Origin of the sequence: Nonlabens dokdonensis (genome assembly GCF_002162835.1) — a bacterium.
GTDB classification, from domain to species: Bacteria; Bacteroidota; Bacteroidia; order Flavobacteriales; family Flavobacteriaceae; genus Nonlabens; species Nonlabens dokdonensis_B.
The window spans coordinates 24,307-42,926 of the sequence record NZ_MAAX01000014.1 but is presented as its reverse complement, the minus strand read 5'-3'; the positions used below and the strand labels follow the sequence as shown (position 1 = coordinate 42,926).

At 35.7% G+C, this 18,620-nt stretch carries 18 protein-coding genes; 8 read left to right on the top strand and 10 right to left on the bottom strand.

What is annotated here, in order from left to right; translation table 11 throughout:
• A partial coding sequence (locus A9Q93_RS00750; RefSeq protein WP_303685466.1) for an HD domain-containing protein occupies positions 1–648 on the bottom strand: 648 nt, incomplete at its 3' end.
• Between the two features lie 147 nt (positions 649–795).
• Here A9Q93_RS00750 and A9Q93_RS00745 point away from each other — a divergent pair.
• The 4 genes from A9Q93_RS00745 (at position 796) to A9Q93_RS00730 (ending at position 3,477) form a co-directional block, all read left to right on the top strand.
• Positions 796–1,302, top strand: coding sequence for a GbsR/MarR family transcriptional regulator (locus A9Q93_RS00745; RefSeq protein WP_303685465.1), 507 nt, complete (start codon positions 796–798; stop codon positions 1,300–1,302).
• A 56-nt stretch (positions 1,303–1,358) separates the two neighbouring features.
• Positions 1,359–1,694, top strand: coding sequence for a hypothetical protein (locus A9Q93_RS00740; protein ID WP_303685464.1), 336 nt, complete (start codon positions 1,359–1,361; stop codon positions 1,692–1,694).
• Between the two features lie 68 nt (positions 1,695–1,762).
• Positions 1,763–2,590: a hypothetical protein gene (locus A9Q93_RS00735; protein ID WP_303685463.1), complete on the top strand. Its 828-nt coding sequence runs from the start codon at positions 1,763–1,765 to the stop codon at positions 2,588–2,590.
• Positions 2,587–3,477: a TIGR01777 family oxidoreductase gene (locus tag A9Q93_RS00730; RefSeq protein WP_303685462.1), complete on the top strand. Its 891-nt coding sequence runs from the start codon at positions 2,587–2,589 to the stop codon at positions 3,475–3,477. The genes A9Q93_RS00735 and A9Q93_RS00730 overlap by 4 nt, the downstream gene beginning before the upstream one ends.
• Here A9Q93_RS00730 and A9Q93_RS00725 read toward each other — a convergent pair.
• Together A9Q93_RS00725 and A9Q93_RS00720 are read right to left on the bottom strand one after the other, a co-directional pair.
• The gene (locus A9Q93_RS00725) at positions 3,469–5,133 is read right to left on the bottom strand and encodes a M1 family metallopeptidase (protein WP_303685461.1); all 1,665 of its coding nucleotides are present in this window, start codon (positions 5,131–5,133) and stop codon (positions 3,469–3,471) included. The genes A9Q93_RS00730 and A9Q93_RS00725 overlap by 9 nt on opposite strands.
• A gap of 42 nt (positions 5,134–5,175) precedes the next feature.
• Positions 5,176–6,219 (bottom strand): glycoside hydrolase, encoded by a 1,044-nt coding sequence (locus tag A9Q93_RS00720; protein WP_303685460.1) that lies wholly within the window; start codon positions 6,217–6,219, stop codon positions 5,176–5,178.
• 378 nt (positions 6,220–6,597) lie between these two features.
• On the opposite strand from A9Q93_RS00720, the gene A9Q93_RS00715 reads away from it, so the two are divergent.
• From A9Q93_RS00715 to A9Q93_RS00705, 3 genes are all read left to right on the top strand, one after another.
• Entirely contained in the window at positions 6,598–7,938 is a 1,341-nt protein-coding gene (locus A9Q93_RS00715) for an NAD(P)/FAD-dependent oxidoreductase (protein WP_303685459.1), read from the top strand.
• A gap of 30 nt (positions 7,939–7,968) precedes the next feature.
• Positions 7,969–9,597 (top strand): 4Fe-4S binding protein, encoded by a 1,629-nt coding sequence (locus A9Q93_RS00710; RefSeq protein WP_303685458.1) that lies wholly within the window; start codon positions 7,969–7,971, stop codon positions 9,595–9,597.
• An 85-nt stretch (positions 9,598–9,682) separates the two neighbouring features.
• The gene (locus A9Q93_RS00705) at positions 9,683–10,093 is read left to right on the top strand and encodes a DUF1801 domain-containing protein (RefSeq protein ID WP_303685457.1); all 411 of its coding nucleotides are present in this window, start codon (positions 9,683–9,685) and stop codon (positions 10,091–10,093) included.
• A gap of 3 nt (positions 10,094–10,096) precedes the next feature.
• Here the strand turns inward: A9Q93_RS00705 and A9Q93_RS00700 are convergent, their stop codons facing one another.
• The 5 genes from A9Q93_RS00700 to A9Q93_RS00680 form a co-directional block, all read right to left on the bottom strand.
• Positions 10,097–11,080, bottom strand: coding sequence for a YpdA family putative bacillithiol disulfide reductase (locus tag A9Q93_RS00700; RefSeq protein ID WP_303685456.1), 984 nt, complete (start codon positions 11,078–11,080; stop codon positions 10,097–10,099).
• Positions 11,081–11,149: 69 nt separating this feature from the next.
• Positions 11,150–11,584: a DUF4174 domain-containing protein gene (locus A9Q93_RS00695; protein WP_303685455.1), complete on the bottom strand. Its 435-nt coding sequence runs from the start codon at positions 11,582–11,584 to the stop codon at positions 11,150–11,152.
• A gap of 131 nt (positions 11,585–11,715) precedes the next feature.
• Positions 11,716–12,579: an acetyl-CoA carboxylase, carboxyltransferase subunit beta gene (accD, locus tag A9Q93_RS00690; protein WP_303685467.1), complete on the bottom strand. Its 864-nt coding sequence runs from the start codon at positions 12,577–12,579 to the stop codon at positions 11,716–11,718.
• Positions 12,580–12,635: 56 nt separating this feature from the next.
• Complete coding sequence (gene fbaA / locus A9Q93_RS00685; protein ID WP_303685454.1) at positions 12,636–13,703, bottom strand: class II fructose-bisphosphate aldolase; 1,068 nt, start codon at positions 13,701–13,703, stop codon at positions 12,636–12,638.
• Positions 13,704–13,760: 57 nt separating this feature from the next.
• Entirely contained in the window at positions 13,761–16,313 is a 2,553-nt protein-coding gene (locus A9Q93_RS00680) for a BamA/TamA family outer membrane protein (protein WP_303685453.1), read from the bottom strand.
• A gap of 28 nt (positions 16,314–16,341) precedes the next feature.
• Here A9Q93_RS00680 and A9Q93_RS00675 point away from each other — a divergent pair, with 28 nt between their 5' ends.
• Positions 16,342–17,079: an RNA methyltransferase gene (locus tag A9Q93_RS00675; RefSeq protein WP_303685452.1), complete on the top strand. Its 738-nt coding sequence runs from the start codon at positions 16,342–16,344 to the stop codon at positions 17,077–17,079.
• Here A9Q93_RS00675 and A9Q93_RS00670 read toward each other — a convergent pair.
• On the bottom strand, positions 17,066–17,767 hold the full coding sequence (locus A9Q93_RS00670) for a porin family protein (RefSeq protein WP_303685451.1): 702 nt from the start codon (positions 17,765–17,767) through the stop codon (positions 17,066–17,068). The genes A9Q93_RS00675 and A9Q93_RS00670 overlap by 14 nt on opposite strands.
• A gap of 1 nt (position 17,768) precedes the next feature.
• A complete protein-coding gene (gene ubiE / locus A9Q93_RS00665; protein ID WP_303685450.1) occupies positions 17,769–18,503 on the bottom strand; it encodes a bifunctional demethylmenaquinone methyltransferase/2-methoxy-6-polyprenyl-1,4-benzoquinol methylase UbiE in 735 nt (244 codons plus the stop codon).
• Positions 18,504–18,620: the final 117 nt, after the last annotated feature.

Sequence of the window (18,620 nt, the reverse complement as noted above, 5' to 3'; positions counted from 1 at the left end):
CTCACCATTCCACTCGGCATAAAACTGATCTAAAAAGTCCTGCATAAAGTAGTGACGTTGCTGTGCAATTTTCTTCCCAGTTTCAGTATTCATTAAATCTTTGAGCAATAGCAGTTTCTCATAAAAATGATTGATAGTGGGCGCAGTGCTGTTTTTGTACTGTTCTTTAGTCATGTTTAAATCTGGAGCAATCTCAGGATCATAAATAGCTCTGTTTTTAAAACCTCCATAATTAAAAGTACGAGCAATTCCTATAGCACCTATCGCATCCAGTCTATCAGCATCTTGAACTACGTGCAGTTCTATGCTGGTAAAATCTTTGCTTTGATGACCACCTTTATAAGAAATGTACTTAATGATATTTTCTACATGGAGAATTAGATCTTCTGGAACTTCAAGAGATTCCAGAAACTCTCGTGCTACTTTTGGGCCAACGGTTTCATCACCATCGTGAAATTTAGAGTCGGCTATATCGTGTAAAAGTGCGCCTAATTCTACGATGGCACGATCGCACTTTTCGTTTTGCGCGATCAATTTGGCATTTTTCCATACACGTTCTATGTGGAACCAGTCGTGTCCACCTTCAGCATCTTTTAATTTGTCTTTTACAAATTCTACCGTTTTATCTATGATTTGTTGTTGGGTCATTGGGTAAAAATAGGAAGCTTTTCTGTTCCGCTTTCGCGAAAGCGGAATTAAATATAAACTTTAAGCTCTTACATGAAAATTGATCATAATTAGTACAAAACTTTCAATAATTATTGAAAGGTTAAAAAGTAGTTGTATATTTGACGTATGAAATTAGAAGAAGGTAGATCAAAATTTATTCAGGCTTGGGGTTCTTTAGGGAGCTCTTGGGGAATATCTAAGTCCATGGCGCAAATCCATGCACTGCTGCTTTCTCATCCTGATGGATTAAGTACGGACGAGATCATGAAAGAAGTACAACTTTCTAGAGGTAATGTAAATACCAACGTACGTGAGTTGATCAACTGGAGGCTGGTAAGAAAGGAAACCGTTCTAGGCGAACGCAAAGAGTTTTTTATAGCACTTCATGATGTACATTCTATTGCTCAAAACATTATGGAAGAGCGTAAAAGAAGAGAGCTGGAGCCAGTAAGACGTTTACTTAATGAATTAAAAGCTGCTAAATTTGAAGGAAACAAAGAAGAAATAGAACATTTTCAAACCTTACTTTCTGACCTATCAGACTTTGTAAGTCAGATGGAAAACTTAACCAACTTAATGACTAAAATAAATAGTAACAATTATATGAAAAAGCTGATCAAAGCGATCTCATAGCTTTTTTATTTGAATTAAACTTTCAGTTTTTATTGAAAGTTCTAAAAATATAAATTATGAAAAACCTATTTAACCTTAATGTGTTGCTTCTATTGATTTGGGTACTTACAATAATTATTGATCCTGTATACAGTTTTTTAGGTTTTGTAATTCATGGATTTATTCAAGTAGGAATGAGCCTAGTTATGATTTTTAATAATAATTACAAGAAAGAAATCAAACAGTTAAGCATTATACATTTCATTGGATCTATCGTAGCGTGTTGTCTCATTTTTACAATTGGCATTCATTTAAAAACAGGACTCTTTGTGATAGGCTTATTGATGGCAATCATTCTATTTTTCTTTTCCATTTACAGCACCTATAGATGTAAGCCACCAATTAATACTTAAGAATATCCCAAGTATAAGCCACATGAACAGCTAACGTTTCTTGTCCTAATTAATTAAATTCTAATACCATGATCGCAAACCACAAATTACTCATCGACCAGAATTGCCCCATGTGCAACATTTATGGCAAGACATTTAAGAAGTTCAACATGTTAGATAAAGAATCTATAACTCCATACCAAATAGTAGGCGAGGAGCTGACTTGTACGATCGATATGCATCGTGCGCAAAACGAGGTTGCTCTTCACGATACCGTTACTGGAAAAACAATGTACGGTCTGGATTCTATGATAGAAATATTTGCTCAAGGCAAAAACTGGATCAAAAAGCCGTTGCAGTTTCCGCTGATTTATCTTCCTTTAAAACAACTCTATAAATTCATTACCTATAATAGAAAAGTCATTGCAGGAAACGCACCTAGCCCAGCAGAAGATAGAGTTTGCGAGCCAGATTTCAACTACTTTTATCGCACGTTATTTATCGTGTTTACGGCTTTGTTTACAGGTTTGGTGCTCAACTCTTACACAAGTCACATCACCAGCTATTTTGGTTTTACAACACCATGGTTTGTAGAATATATAATCTGTTTTGGTCAGGTAGTCTGGCAAGGAACAATGATTTTACTTTGGTCTCGTAAAAACAGTTGGGATTATCTAGGAAACATGAGTGCCGTTTCCACTCTTGGAGGAATTATATTATTGCCTTTACTATTTTTGAATTCGTTTTTTGACTTTTCCGGAATCGTGTTTCTAGTCTACTTTATGGTTGTGGTGGGAATCATGTTATTAGAACATTTACGCCGCTGCGGTAATATGAATCTCGGTTATCTGCCTACAGTGTCTTGGTTATCTTTTCGCACCGTTGTTTTAGGTATCATCATAATCACATTCTCATGAAAAAGATCGTTATCGCTGGTGGAACCGGCTTTTTAGGAAATGCTCTTAAAGGTTATTTTGAGGCAAAAGGGTTTGTTGTGATCTCGCTTTCGCGAAAGCGGAACAAAGACACCACTTACTGGAACGGTAAAGATCTTGGAGAATGGACTAAGCATCTAGAAGATGCTGAGGTGTTAATCAATCTAGCGGGAAAATCAGTAGACTGTCGTTATACCGGTGAGAATAAAGCAGCGATTTTAAACTCACGTATTGACAGTACACGCGTATTGAATCGTGCCATGGAACAAGCTAATCAAAAGCCAAAAGTATTTCTTAATGCTAGTACAGCAACTATTTATGTACATGCTGAAACGACTATAAATACAGAAGAAACTGGCGTGATAGGAGATGATTTTTCTATGAATATTGCCAAATCATGGGAGAAAGAATTTTACGCAACTGAAATACCAGATGTGCGTAAAATTGCACTGCGTACTTCTATTGTTCTAGGTAAAAATGGTGGCGCTTTTCCAAAATTAAAAACCATCACAAGATTAGGAATGGGCGGCAAGCAAGGTCGTGGCGACCAATTTATAAGCTGGCTCCATATTCATGATTTTTGTAAAGCCATAGATTTTTTGATTAACTCTAAATTATCTGGATCTGTAAATATCACAGCGCCAAATCCTAAAACCAACAAAGATTTTATGCGTGATTTGCGGAAACAATTAAGTGTTCCTATAGGTATTTCGCAACCAGTCTGGTTACTTGAATTGGCTAGTGCCATCATAAAAACAGAAACCGAATTGCTGCTAAAAAGCAGGTATGTGTATCCGCAGCGATTGCTGGATGCTGGTTTTGAGTTTGAATATAAAACGGTTGAGGAATGTATGAAGGAGTTAATCTAATTTGTTCTGCCTATCATACTCCACATAAAAATCTTCAATAATATCAAATTCTGATTCCTTAGAAGGTAACTTCAGCTTTTGAATTGTAGTGGTAGGTGTGATCCATTTTTTTTCTCCATCGATCAGGATTTGAATTGGCATCTCAAAATTATCTACCACATTAGACCATCTGTACTGCATTTTATTTTTAATTAAGGCATACTCTAAAACTGGAATTCGCACATCTCTTAGGTATTGATCAAAAACCGGTTGAAGATCAAGTCCCATTTTATCAGCAATATAATTTTCTATTTGTGCAGTAGTGACTGTTTGGTGATAAAACTCTGAATTAAGACCACGCAAAATCTCTCTCCATTTCTCATCGTCATTCGTGATTTTTCTTAAGGTGTGTAAAAGATTTGCGCCTTTGTAATACATGTCGCCGGAACCTTCGTGATTTACATCGTACTGTCCTATAAGAGGTCGGTCATTTCTAATACTGCGACGTGTCCCAATAACATATGCAGAACTAGCTTCTTTACCGTAATAATAGTCTAAAAATAAACTTTCAGAATAGGCTGTGAAGCTTTCATGGATCCACATGTCAGCAATATCTTTATTAGTAATATTGTTAGCAAACCACTCGTGTCCTGCTTCATGAATGATGATAAAATCAAATTTTAAACCCCAACCGCTACCAGAAAGATCATTGCCTAAATAGCCTTTTACATATTTGTTACCATAAGTAACTGAGCTTTGGTGCTCCATTCCTAAATAAGGAACTTCTACTAGTTTAAAACTATCTTCATAAAAAGGATATGGACCGAACCAGTGCTCAAAAGCCTTCATCATTTTAGGTGCATCTTTGAAGTGTACCTTGGCTTTTTCTAGGTTGTCTTTAAGAACATAGTAATTCATATCTAGAGGTCCATTTTCTCCTTCATAAACCTCAGAGAAATTTGCATAATCACCTATGTTGATATTTACACCATAGTTGTTTATAGGGTTTTCTACCAGCCATACAAAAGTTTTGGTTCCGTCGTCTTTAGAAGATTCATCTGTTAAACGACCATTTGCAACTGCGGTTAATCCTTGCGGTATAGTTATAGCGATGGTCATTCCAGTTTCTGGCTCGTCGTACATATGATCCTTACAAGGCCACCATACGCTAGCACCTAAACCTTGATTAGAAGTAGCTATAAAATGTTTGCCATTGCTATCTTTCTTCCAAGAAAAACCGCCGTCCCATGGTGCATTTTTTGCCTGTCGTGGATTTCCCTCAAAAAATATCTGGATGCTGTTTTTTGCGCCTGGCTTTTGTTTTTTTTCTAGAGTTATAAAGTGAGCATTTCCTTCTCTAGTCACCGATAGCTCTTTGTTATCAGCTAATACTTTATTGATCTTCATAGGTTCTTGAAGATCGATTTGCATAACTTGCTGCGATTCCAGCACCTCATAAGTTACCGTATTAGAGCCTGAAATAAATTTCTTTTCTGGCTCTACCATAACATCAAGATCATAGCGTATTAGATTCCACCAGACACGTTCTGGAGTGATGGAACCTCTTAGAGAATCTTGTCTAGTAAATTCTTGTTTATTCTGTAGGAGTTGAGCTTCGGTAAACTGAATGGATGTGAAAACAGTTAATATGAAAAGGAAAATATGGAATTTCTTCATTTTTTAATTTTATTTATTGGTGGTAGGAGAAGTCTATTGCCACTAACTTGATTTAAGATATGCTTTAGTAACCGTTTGCTGTGCTTTTTTACCTTGTGGAGTGAACCGCTTTTCGTAGCCACGACGTCTGCTTTTTTCTGCATGGTGTTTCCAGATAAAGCCGCCTGCCATCCATTTTTCATTCCACACAGCATCATAGAGTCCTTGAAACAAAATACTTTGTGCTTCCTCATTTATGGCTCGATCTTCACCTGCGTTTTTCCAAGGTTCAAGACCAGCAAAATCTGCGCTTATATAACCGTATTCTGTAAATAGAATTTGTTTGTTCAGCTTTCGCGAAAGCGTGCTTAATTCTAACTTCCATTTTTTCCAAGAGGCTTTAATAGTCGCTATAGTTGGTGTTTTTTCTTCACTTACTGGGAAATAAGCATCTACTCCTATATAATCCAACTCATCCCAAAAGGATACATATTTATAACTATTCCAGTTTCCCGCATAGGTTAATTTACCTTTGTAAATTTTACGAATTTCTTGAATTAGTTTAGACCAATACTCTGGTCTAGATTTTACAAAGGAATCTAATTCTGTACCTATACAAAAGATACTTATATTTTCTTGAGCGGCGATATGAGCAAATCTCATGATATAATCAGTGTAGCTATCTTCTAGAGTTTTCCAAGCGGCTTCATCGTTCAATTTAATATTCCCTGTATAGGCACCACGACCTATCCATATTTGTGGTTTAAGAAGCACATTTATTTTTTGCGCTTTCATCAATTGACTTGTTACTGCAACACCATGTGGCTTCTCGCCCCACCAGCCTCTTTTTTCTTCATAATTTACTTGAGGTTCTTCTAGGCTTCTCATCCATGCATAAGGAATTATGGCGGCATAATTTGCGTTGTATTTTTTAATAGGAGAAATAGCATTGTAATCAATAGAGTCTCTTGTTGCTACAAGAGTGATGCCTTTGATTTTTGATAGATTAGGAACAGCTTCTATCTTTTGATTTTTAGCAACTTCTTTATTTTGCGAGTTGCAAGAAGTCAAGATCATTGCAAGTAGTAGAAAAAGGATTTTATTCATTGATTTATGGGTAGAAGAATTGAATTGCAAATCAGCTATTTTTAAGAAACATGGAGGTCAACTTATCTGATTCATAAAACTAATCAAATTTGCTCAATTTGATGTTTGTTTTAACGGTTTGGTATATAACGAGCAATTGTCTTGCCAGTTTGTTTCAGTATAGAGGTGTTTTTATAGTACTCGCTTTCGCGAAAGCGGAACACATATCAACTCCTTACTGCTTATAATGTGAACCATTATGTTTATACTTGTGGTAGCTGGTTTGAGAAATAAGATAACCTAAGGGAATAATGTATAGGAATAGATGATGTATTCACCTTTGCTTTTGAGTCAAAAATCAGTTCATTTGTCAATAGATAATTCATTAATCTTAACTCCATGGAACATATAGTCATTATAGGTAATGGGATCGCTGGTGTTACTGCTGCGAGACACATTAGAAAAAATTCTGATAAACGTATTACTATAGTTTCTGGCGAGACCGATTATTTTTTTTCACGTACAGCCCTCATGTACGTGTACATGGGGCATATGAAATTTGAGCATACCCAACCTTATGAAGACTGGTTCTGGAAGAAAAATAGAATCGAATTAAAAAATGCTTGGGTAGAAAAAGTTTCTGGAACAGATAAACAACTTCATTTTAAAAATGGAGAGACGATGGATTTTGATAAATTAATTATCGCAACTGGTAGTGTTCCTAATAAATTTGGCTGGCCAGGACAAGATCTAGAAGGTGTACAAGGATTATATCACAAACAAGATCTTGAAAAATTAGAACAAAACGCACCTAATAATGAAGTTTGTAAACGAGCCGTAATTGTAGGTGGCGGATTGATAGGAATCGAGATGGCAGAAATGTTGCACTCACGACATATTCCTGTAACCTTTTTAGTAAGAGAAGACAGTTTCTGGAATGGTGTTTTACCGGCTGGTGAAAGCGCGCTGGTGAATGAAGAGATTCTTGCAAATGGAATAGACCTAAGGTTAAGCACAAATCTTGAGGAAATTATAGATGATGAAAATGGGAGATGCAAAGCCGTAAAGATCAAAGAAACTGGTGAAATTATAGAATGCGACGTCGTAGGTCTTACTGCAGGAGTTACACCTAATATAAGTTTCCTTAAAGATTCTGATATTGAATTGGGTAAAGGAGTCAAAGTGAACCGAATGCTAGAAACGAGCGTGAACGATATTTATGCCATAGGTGATTGTGCAGAGCAACGTGAAGCGATAGGTAGAAGACGACCTATTGAGGCAGTCTGGTACACAGGACGCATGATGGGAGAAGTGCTTGCACAAACTATTTGTGGTAACCCTATGGAATATAATCCAGGGCACTGGTTCAATAGTGCTAAGTTTATAGATGTAGAGTATCAAACTTACGGTTGGGTAAGTGGTAGAAATAAACCAGAATTTGAGGAACATTTTCACTGGAGACACGATAGTGAAAGTATTTGTGTCACGATTGCTTACCATAAGGATACGGAAGAGTTTTTAGGAATAAACACCTTTGGAGTACGTATGCGTCATGAGATTTTTGACCGCTGGCTTACTGAAGGCAGAAAAGTAGATGAGGTCATGAAGTACCTCAAGGATGCTAATTTTGATCCAGAGTTTTATAAAGATTATGAAGATGCCATCATCTCACATTATAATCAGCAACGCGGTAAACAAATTAATCCTAAGAAAAAAAGCTGGAAACGCATTTTTGCATAATCATTTACAACCTTAAGAACAACAAGCTTTATGAAAGCATTACATAACATAGGATTAGTTATTTTCCTCATAGGTCTAGCTATTTTTACCGGTTCTATTTTTGCAGGATCTTTTAATCTCACCACTGAGGATATTAATAACTTCATGGATTCTAAAGGAATCGAAAATGAATTCTTGAAAAAGGAATTAAATGACGCGGTCGTTATAGATGAGACTATGAACATCTTTACTTTCTCAAGTAATGTAAGAGGAGCTTTAAAAAAGAATAACGATCATTTTAATGCGCTCATTGAAAAATATAATGCTGAGAAAAATTGGGAAGCAAAGGGACAGCAATATCAGTATCGTGTGAACACTAAAGAATTTAGAGCGATGAGCTTTTCTCTGGCTAAAGTTGCCGGGACTGGTTTCATAGTCGAAAATAAGGGCTTGATGTGGTTATTAACTTTCGGTTTAGGGATTCTAGGAGCCTTGCTGTACATATTACCTCAACTACAGTTGCTAGGTCGTGCAGGAATAAAGAACAACGGTATCTATCACTCGCCATCTACTAATCGCGGCTGGATTGCCTGGCTAGTATTTGTATATCTGGTTAGTTTTTACCTGCTGTTATATTTCTATGCAGACTATGTGGTGAACTGGACCTTTATTGTTGACCCTATAAGTAAAGCGCTCAATGGAGGAGAAGCCAGCCAGTGGTTTGTGTATGGATTTTTATATTGTGTGATCATGCTAGTCATGGCAGTTAGAATGTATATCAAATACCGTCATAATAAATACCAAGTCCTTAGAACAACATCTGTATTGTTTTTTCAGATTGTTTTTGCGTTTCTTATACCAGAAATCATGACCAGTTTAAGTATGCCTGGATATGATTTTAAAAATGCATTTCCTTTAGATTATGATTTTTTCTTTTCTTGGAATTTGAATAGTCTTATGGAAAGTGGTGCTATTGGAATTTTCATATTGGCTTGGGGAATTGCCCTGACTTTAATTGTTGTTCCAGTAATGGTTTATTTTTTTGGTAAACGATGGTACTGTAGTTGGGTTTGTGGCTGTGGTGGACTAGCCGAAACTCTAGGAGATCCCTACCGTCAGCATTCTAGTAAAAAACTGATCGCATGGCAGTTAGAAAGATGGCTCGTGCATTCTGTTTTAGTTTTCTCTCTAGTAATGACTTTGGTGGTTTTGTATTGTTATTTCACAGGAGCCTCTTCATTGATAGGGATTCCTGCAGAGTGGATTAAAGACGCGTATAGTTTATTGATAGGCGCTTGGTTTGCAGGAGTAATAGGTACTGGATTCTATCCTATTTTTGGAAACAGAGTATGGTGTCGTTTTGGTTGTCCGCTGGCGGCATATTTAGGACTAGTACAACGTTTTAAATCGCGCTTTAGAATTACAACTAATGGTGGGCAATGTATTTCTTGCGGTAATTGTTCTACTTATTGCGAGATGGGAATTGACGTGAGAGCTTATGCTCAAAAAGGGGAGAACATCATCAGGTCCAGTTGTGTAGGTTGTGGAATTTGTAGTGCTGTTTGCCCACGTGGAGTTCTTAAACTCGAGAATGGTCCAGAAGATGGACGTATCAACCCTACCGAAATACTTCTAGGAAACGATGTTGATTTGATGGAATTATTAAATAAGAATAAGTAGGATAAGTGTTTCGCTTTCGCGAAAGCGAGAAACTAACGATTCCTAGAGTTTATACTGATACCTTGAACCTTGACAAATTTAAAAAATGGCAAATAAAACACAACCAAGCGATGAATCTGTAGAAGACTATTTACAAACAGTGGAACCCCAACAAAAAAGAGCAGATTGTTTTCGACTTCTTGAAATAATGGAAGATGTAATGGGTGAAAAAGCGCGATTGTGGGGTAACATGATAGGAGTAGGTGAGTACCATTACAAATATGATACTGGTAGAGAAGGTGACTTTTTTATTATAGGTTTTGCGCCTAGATCAAAAAACATCAGTATTTATGCAACGGCTTATAATGAAGAGTTAGATAAGAAAAAGGCAGAATTAGGCAAAGTCAAGCTGGGCAAATCATGTATTTATATCAATAAACTGAGTGATATTAGTGAAGATCTATTACAAGAAGTATTAGAAGAAAGTGTGCGCATTAATAAAGAGCGCTATCCCTAGTATTTAAAAAGCTGTCTTTTTAGATCTCTCAACTATAGTTTCTATAGCTTGACTAGCATGCACGCGACTATTTTCAATAAACCATTTATGAGTTTCTTGTCCACCGCATATCACACCTGCTAGAAAGACGCCATCAACATTAGTTTCCATCGTTTCAGAATTATAACTTGGAATTCTTTTATCACCTTCTAATTTTATGCCTATTTTCTCTAAAAAAGTGAAATTAGGTTGATAGCCAGTCAGTGCAACTACAAAGTCATTTGGTATTTTCTGTACTTTATTTGAAGTCTTTATGATGATATGCTCCTCTAAGATTTCTTTTATTTCACTATTGAAGCAAGCTTTTATGGAGCCTTCTTTAATGCGGTTTTCTATATCTGGTTTTACCCAGTATTTTACTCGTTCTCCTATAGATGATCCTCTTATGATCATAGTTACATTACCACCTTTGCGATAAATTTCTAAAGCTGCATCTACGGCACTATTACTTGCTCCTATAACAGCTACATTTTGAAATGCATAAAGATGAGGATCATCATAATAGTGTGTTACCTTATTCAAGCTTTCTCCCTTGATGTTCATTTTATTAGGGATATCATAAAAGCCTGTAGCAATAATAATATTCTTAGAGTGGTACTGATTTTTATCAGTTTGGATCTTAAAGTTTTTCAACTTATCAATAGCTATGACCTTTTCAAAAAGGTTAATTTGTAGACTATTTGAGGTAGCGATCCTGCGGTAGTATTCTAAAGCTTCTTGTTTGCTGGGTTTTGCTTCTTTAGATATAAAAGGAATACTATCTAATTCTAATTTTTCACTAGTAGAGAAAAATTGCATGTTTGCAGGATAATTGTAAAGAGAGTTTACCAAAGGACCTTTTTCTATCACTAAATATGAAAGACCGTTCTTCTTTGCTTGTAGTGCACAATTGATACCTATAGGTCCAGCACCTATAATAATTACGTCAAATAGTTTTGAATTTTTCATTGACCACAAAGGTAATTACCGGCTTGTAATTAAGCTCTTAAGGAAAGATTAATGCTTGAACTAGATTTACTACTTACGATTCAACTCGCTTCTTCTCATAGGCATCCCGTCAATTATTGCAAACAGTTCTTCTGAGTTGATCGCTGCATTGCGTTCTTCTTTTACACTACCATCAAGACCGATGAGAACTACTTTAAAAGGTTTCTTATTTTTATTGTAAGTAGAATAGAGCTTAGAATTTTTAATCCAATTTGCTTCTTGATTTGTCGTAATGTCAAGAAGTCTATATTTATCTGGTAAAACTGTATATACTATTAATTTACGCTCTGTGTAGCCTTCAAAAGAATCGTTGATAACTTGCAATTGATTAGAATACTCTTCATTAGAATTATTTTCTTCACTTATCACTAGTAGAATCCTGTTTTCCCAGCGATGTTTTTCAAGAGTTTGAGAAGATGTCATGAGTGAAATAATTGAGAATAAAACAAGTAAAGAAAATTTCATGCTTTAATTTAACTAAATGAAGGCCTGTCCATTATTAATTTATGGTTAAAATGTGAGCTGATATTGATCAATAAAAAACCGCTTTCAAATCAAGAGACTTGAAAGCGGTTTATACTGTTATTATAACTTGTTTAAGCGACTACTTCTACTTTTCTATTTAATATTAAGTTGAGGTAAAGATTCACTTTCTTTTTCAATTCATGTCTAGGACAGATAAAGTCTAAGAACCCTTTTTCAAGTAAAAACTCTGCCGTTTGAAAGCCTTCTGGAAGTTCTTTACCTGTTGTGTCTCTTACAACGCGTGGTCCTGCAAAAGCAATTAAAGCTCCCGGCTCACCTATGTTGATATCTCCTAACATAGCAAAAGATGCAGTTGTTCCTCCAGTGGTAGGGTCTGTACACAATGAAATGTAAGGAATACCAGCGTCACTTAATTGTGCTAATTTAGAACTTGTCTTAGCGAGTTGCATTAAGGATAATGCAGCCTCCATCATACGCGCTCCTCCAGATTTAGAAATTATCATGAAAGGAATATTATTCTTCAAAGAATAGTCTGCAGCACGAGCTATTTTTTCTCCTACCACACTTCCCATAGAGCCTCCGATAAATGCAAAATCCATACAGGCTACAACAAGGTCGTTTCCAGCAGATTTTCCTACGGCGGTGCGCACAGCATCCTTGAGTCCTGTTTTCTTTTGAGCAGCATCTACACGATCTGTGTACTTTTTAGTATCCTCAAATTTCAATGGATCTTTAGATACCATATTAGCATTAAGTTCTTTGTATTTATTATCGTCAAATAATATTTCAAAATACTCAGCACTACCTATTCTTACATGGTACCCATCTTCTGGACTAACATAAAAGTTGTTTTTAAGCTGCTCTGAGTCTACTATTTTTCCAGTAGGTGATTTATACCATAAACCTTTAGGCGTGTCCTTCTTTGCTTCAGTAGGTGTGGTAATTCCTTTCTTATCTCTCTTAAACCAAGCCATATCGTTTTCCATAAAAAAGCATTTAAACGATAGAACATTTAAATGCCAGGGTTAATTTATAAAGTATTGATGTTGTTTAAATCTTCAAAAGCTTGTTTTAATCTTGCTTTAAAAGACTCTTCTCCTACACGCAACCATTTACGAGGATCGTAGTATTTTTTATTAGGTGAGTCTGCTCCTGTAGGATTTCCTATTTGTGATAATAAAAAGTCATTATTGTCATCCATATAGGTCTTGATACCATTTGCAAAAGCCCATTGAAGATCAGTATCGATATTCATTTTTACTACTCCATAACCTATAGCCTCTCTAATTTCTTCTAGAGTAGATCCTGAACCACCGTGAAATACAAAATCTATGTGGTTGTGCTCTACGTTATATTTTTTTGAAATATACTCTTGAGAATTCTTTAAAATTTTAGGAGTAAGTTTTACGTTACCTGGTTTATAAACACCATGTACGTTACCAAAGGCTGCAGCGATAGTAAACTTATCACTAACTTTTTTAAGCTCTTCATAAGCATACGCTACTTCTTCTGGTTGCGTGTACAACTTAGACTCATCTACATCACTATTGTCAACACCATCTTCTTCTCCACCAGTTATTCCTAATTCAATTTCTAGAGTCATATCCATTTTGGACATTCTTTCTAGGTATCTTTTACAAATTTCAATATTCTCTTCTAACGGCTCCTCACTAAGATCGATCATGTGAGAAGAATATAAACTTTTACCGCTTTCGCGAAAGCGTGCTTCACTAGCATCTAATAAACCATCAATCCAAGGAAGTAATTTTTTGGCACAGTGGTCAGTATGTAGGATAACACTTGCTCCATAAGCTTCGGCTAACCTATGAACATGCTCAGCACCTGCAATACCACCTAAGATCGCCGCTCGTTGATTATCATTACTCAATCCTTTTCCTGCGTTAAAAACAGATCCTCCGTTAGAATATTGAATAATCACTGGAGAATTTAACTCTGCAGCTGTTTCCATTACCGCGTTTACAGTGTTAGAACCAACAACGTTTACCGCTGGTAACGCATAGCCATTAGCTTTGGCATGATTGAAAATCTCTTGAACTTGGTCGCCGGTAGCAACTCCTGGTTTTATATTGTGACTCATAATTTTTAATCTTATACAGGCAAAAATAAGCAAAATTTAATGCCTACCTTAAGGATATTAAAAAGGATAATTAATACCTACATTAAGAACAGATCTAGAGATTTTAAATTCTTTAAACCATCTTCTACCTTCTTCTAAGGCGGGATTATAGGTTTTAAATCCCATATCAAATCTTAAAACAAAGAATCCAAAGTCGTACCTCAATCCAGCACCTGTTCCTAAAGCAAGAAATTCCAGATCTTCTATTCCATCAAAAATTGCGTCGGGATCATCCTCGCTGTCAAGTACATTGTAAATATTACCTACGTCTGCAAATACAGCTCCTTTAAATGCACCAGATATAGGGAATCTATACTCTGCATTAAAAGCTAGTTTCATATTTGCTTCATTAAAATCATTTAAACCACCTGTTTTTCCTGGTCCTAATTCATAAGCCTGCCAGGCGCGGTTGTCGTTAGGGCCACCAGCAAAGAATGATCTAATGAACGGTATGTTATCTGAGTTTCCATAGGGAATTGCAATGCCACCAAATGCTCTTATAGCAAACACATGATTATTTACATACTGCCAGTGTTTTATGTAGTCGATTTCAGTTTTTATATACTGACTATATTCTACTCCAAAAACACGACGCCTGTTATTACTATTTTTATCGATCCCTACTAAGCTGGATATTCCTGAAAGCACATTTCCTGCAGACTCTATTCTGAAATTAAATCTAGAAAAATCATCATCATAAATTCCTTCTCGATTATTACGTGTCCAGTTATAGCTTGATGAAATGATAAGATTGTTTTGTGAAAGTCTGTCGCGTCGTTCGCGCACGTTTCTTAAGGTCTCCCGTTGATCTGGTGTAGCTCCTAGATTGCCTGCAATAGCATCATTAATAAAGGTGTTTGTTCCTGTCGGGATGCTTAAGTTGCCATCCTCATTTACATAGGTAGGGTTATTAATATTTAAATCTCTCGCTACATCGTTTACACTACTATAACTACTTTGGTAAACATTGAAAAAGTTTCCGGGATCTAGGTTGCGTACGTACTGAGCGTTAACTAAGTCTACACGAGTGCTTTTAATCGCAGTCTGTCTCCAGTTATAGGTTAATGCTCCATTTAAACTCTGTTTATCCAGTCCTATATTAGTCTGACTAAAGTAACCTACTGAGAAGTTAGTAGAAGGAGACATGTATTTGGGGATTAAATTATCTACATCAAATGGTAAGAATAACCTTGGAAAACTCAATCGAGCATCTGCTCCTAGTTCTTGAAGATCAAAGAACCTAGTGTCTCCATTTGCTGCATTAGTGCTAGCTCCTATATTTCCTCTAAAGGATATGTCGAGCAGCTCGCTACCTCTAAATAAGTTTCTTATTAATAAAGACGTATTTAAACCTACACCTATTGCTTGAATATTACTATGAGTGGTCTCTACTCCATAAGTGAATTCAAATTTTTTCTTTGAAGTAAGTAATACATTGGCAATAAGATTTGTACCTGTAGTATCTCTAGGATCTACCACATAGTTAATAGTAGGATAGAGAAAACTTTGTAATTCTGTAATTCTGCGATAGGTTCTATCCCTATCTATATCTCTGTAAATATCTCCTTTATGGAAGAAAATGGCATCAGTAAGCGAGGCTCTTTTGTATTTGCGTTTACCAAATCTTAGGATATTATAATCCTCATATTTGAGCGTGTCTGGTCTTTGAGTGCTACTTGCATTTTGATAATCTGGAATAATATTAACTTCACTTATTTTATGAATTTTATAAGGGATGCTATAAGTGGAGTCTGCAATTTTGAACTCTCGGTCTTTAATAATTAAAGTAATATTTGCTTTTTGATTTGTGTTTACCGTATCACCTTCAAATCTAATATTGTCTTTTTCCATATAGAAAGCTCCGTGATTTCTGAAATGAGAATTTAAACGGTCTCTCTCTGCATTGATATCTGGAGTAAAATATTGCTCTCCTTTTTTTAAAATACTTTCTGACTTGACTAATTGATACAAGGAATCTATTACAGGTGTCGCTATTTGAGTTGAAATACTATCTATTTTATAGGGCTGCCCGCGATCTACTAGGTATTCAACTTTAGCTCTTTTAGGTCTATCACTGTCTATAATATTGTGATCTACTTTTGTGTTGAACCATCCTTGATTCCAGTACCAAGCTCTAAGTTTTTCTTTTGATTTGTCAATTGCCACCTTATCAATTAGACTAGGTGGTTCTCCGGTTCTCTTGAGCCATTTATTAAAGTTAACTAATCCCTGCCCGAAAGCTATAGTCTGTTTTTCAGAAAGTATAGCGTTTCTTCTTTTTAGACCTTCTGGATTTTCTTGCATCCATTTTAAATAAATAGAATCACGATTAGGTCTAGCGAGGTTGTAAATATGAAGTCTTAATGGTATGTTGAGAAGCTTCTGATTAGGTTGAAGAGTAGGTAAAGTTTGCACTCTAGGATCTATAGGAGCGGCACTATCGACAAGAATAGTATTTTTAGTTAAAAGTTTTTTACCATCAGGCACTCGCTTGATAGCACTGCAAGAAACTAATAGAATTATAAGCAAGATAATTAATCCTATTTTTGCATGAAGTCCTGTTTTTTCCATAGTACAATATTCAAAAATACGATTATAAATGATTACAAAAAGCAAGTTAAAGCTTATCAAATCTCTAAGCAGAAAAAAATATCGAGAAGAGCACCAGCTTTTTGTAGTCGAAGGTTACAAATCCATTAGAGAGTTGATCAATTCTGGGATTTATACAGAAGTTTTACTAGTCACAGAAGGTAATCATAAACTCGACGATTTTGATCCAGAGGTAATAAGTGTTAAGGAAATGAATAACATTTCAAATTACACCACGGCGCCAGGTTATTTAGCAGTTTTTAAAATGATTCCTAAAACCGATATTCCAGACCAAGGTAAGATTTTAGTCCTAGATGATGTTAAGGATCCAGGAAATTTAGGTACCATCATCCGATTAGCAGACTGGTTTAATATACAGCACATTATTTGTAGTGAAGAAACAGTAGATATGTATAATACAAAGTGTGTACAAGCCAGCATGGCGTCTTTATCAAGGGTACAAATTCATTATACAGAATTAGCTACATTCCTTAATAATACGTCGCTGCCTATTTTTGTCACGGCCATGGATGGTGAAAATGTATATGAAACGACCTTACCTCAAGATGCGATAATTATCATGGGAAATGAGTCTCACGGAATAAGCAATGAGATTCAAAAATTAGGTAAAGCTATAAGTATCCCTCAATACGGTACCATTCAGAAAACAGAGAGTTTAAATGTCGCTACAGCTACTTCTCTTATTTTAGGAGAATGGTTGCGTACTACTACAATTACTGAAAAGTAAAGTTGATAAATACTCCTCTAGATTGCATACTGGTAATATTTCCAGTCCATGGGCTATTAGGGTCTGCATCTCTCACTAGTTCGTCACCCATTGCAAACACACCTCTAATGGAAGGAGAAAATTTAAAATAAAACAAGTATAGATCTATTCCTATACCTAGCTCATAATTAAAAACATTTGCAGTTTGTCTAAATTGACCAGCGCTGTTATCATCAGGATTATCAGAATTACTTGATAAATTGCTGGACCAGGAAGCTCCTGCTACTACAAATGGTTTCCAGTTGTTATTTCTTTTAGTAGAGAATTTAACAAGCAAAGGAACATGGATGTAAGTAGAGGTGACTTCTCTGTTCCTTTCGGTCTCGGTCATTAATGATGGATTTGGAAAAGTCAGGTTTCTAGTGGCAAATACAATTCCTGGTTCTAGTCTCAAATTAAAATAGTCATTTAAACGTACATCGCCCACTAGTCCTACATTAAACCCTGCAGTAGTCTCTGTGATGATATCTTCTGTGACCTCGTCATAATCAAATTTGTAATCATAAGAGTTAAACCCTAGATAATAACCCCAAGTCAATCGTTTTTGATCAAAGTTTTCTAAATTTCTAATTTTTTCTTTTGAAAATAATTGAGCACCAGCGGTTTGAAATCCTAATACTACAACTATGATGACAAGTATGTGTCTCATATTATGCTTTTACTGCTTTATAAATGGTAGATGCACCATGAAATTGTAATTCATTTTCTACTTCTTTAAACCCTACTTTCTTTAAAATATTGTTGAAGCGTTCTCCGTAAGGGAACTTTGAAGCACTCTTTGATAAATAGCCATAAGCGATTTTATCTTTTGAAAAAAGCTTACCAAGAGTAGGAACTATCAATCCTGAGTATAGATAATATCCTTGTTTAAAAGGAAACTTAGTCGGGATACTTGTTTCTAGGACTACTAGAATACCACCAGGTTTCAGCACTCTTAAGATTTCAGAAAGTCCCTTTTCTAGATCTTCAAAATTACGCACTCCATAAGATACTGTTACGGCGTCTATAGATGCATCATCAAAGTTTAAGTTTTCTGAATCGCCCAGTACCATTTCTATACGGCTATCAAGATTTTCTTCCTTTACTTTTATCTTTCCCACTTCTAGCATACCGCTTGAAATATCTAGACCTATAAGCTTTGAAGCATTAGTTTGCTGTGCCATTTTAATCACCAGATCACCAGTACCAGTAGCAATATCCATAATAACGTCAGGATCCTGAGCAGCTACCATTTTAACAACGTTGTCCCGCCATTTTTGATCCAGTCCCAAAGAAATCATTCTATTGAGGCCATCATATTCACCACTTATAGTGTCAAACATTTTTGTGACTTGTTCTTTCTTTCCAGAATTTTCTTCTTTGTAGGGCTTTACTTCTTCTGACACAATCTTAATTTTAGAGTAGCAAAGATAATGCAGAGCGTTGAGCTTATTGCTATTCCGCTTTCGCGAAAGCGAGATTATCACACTCATAATCGTTAAAAACTTCACATTTTTTATAAA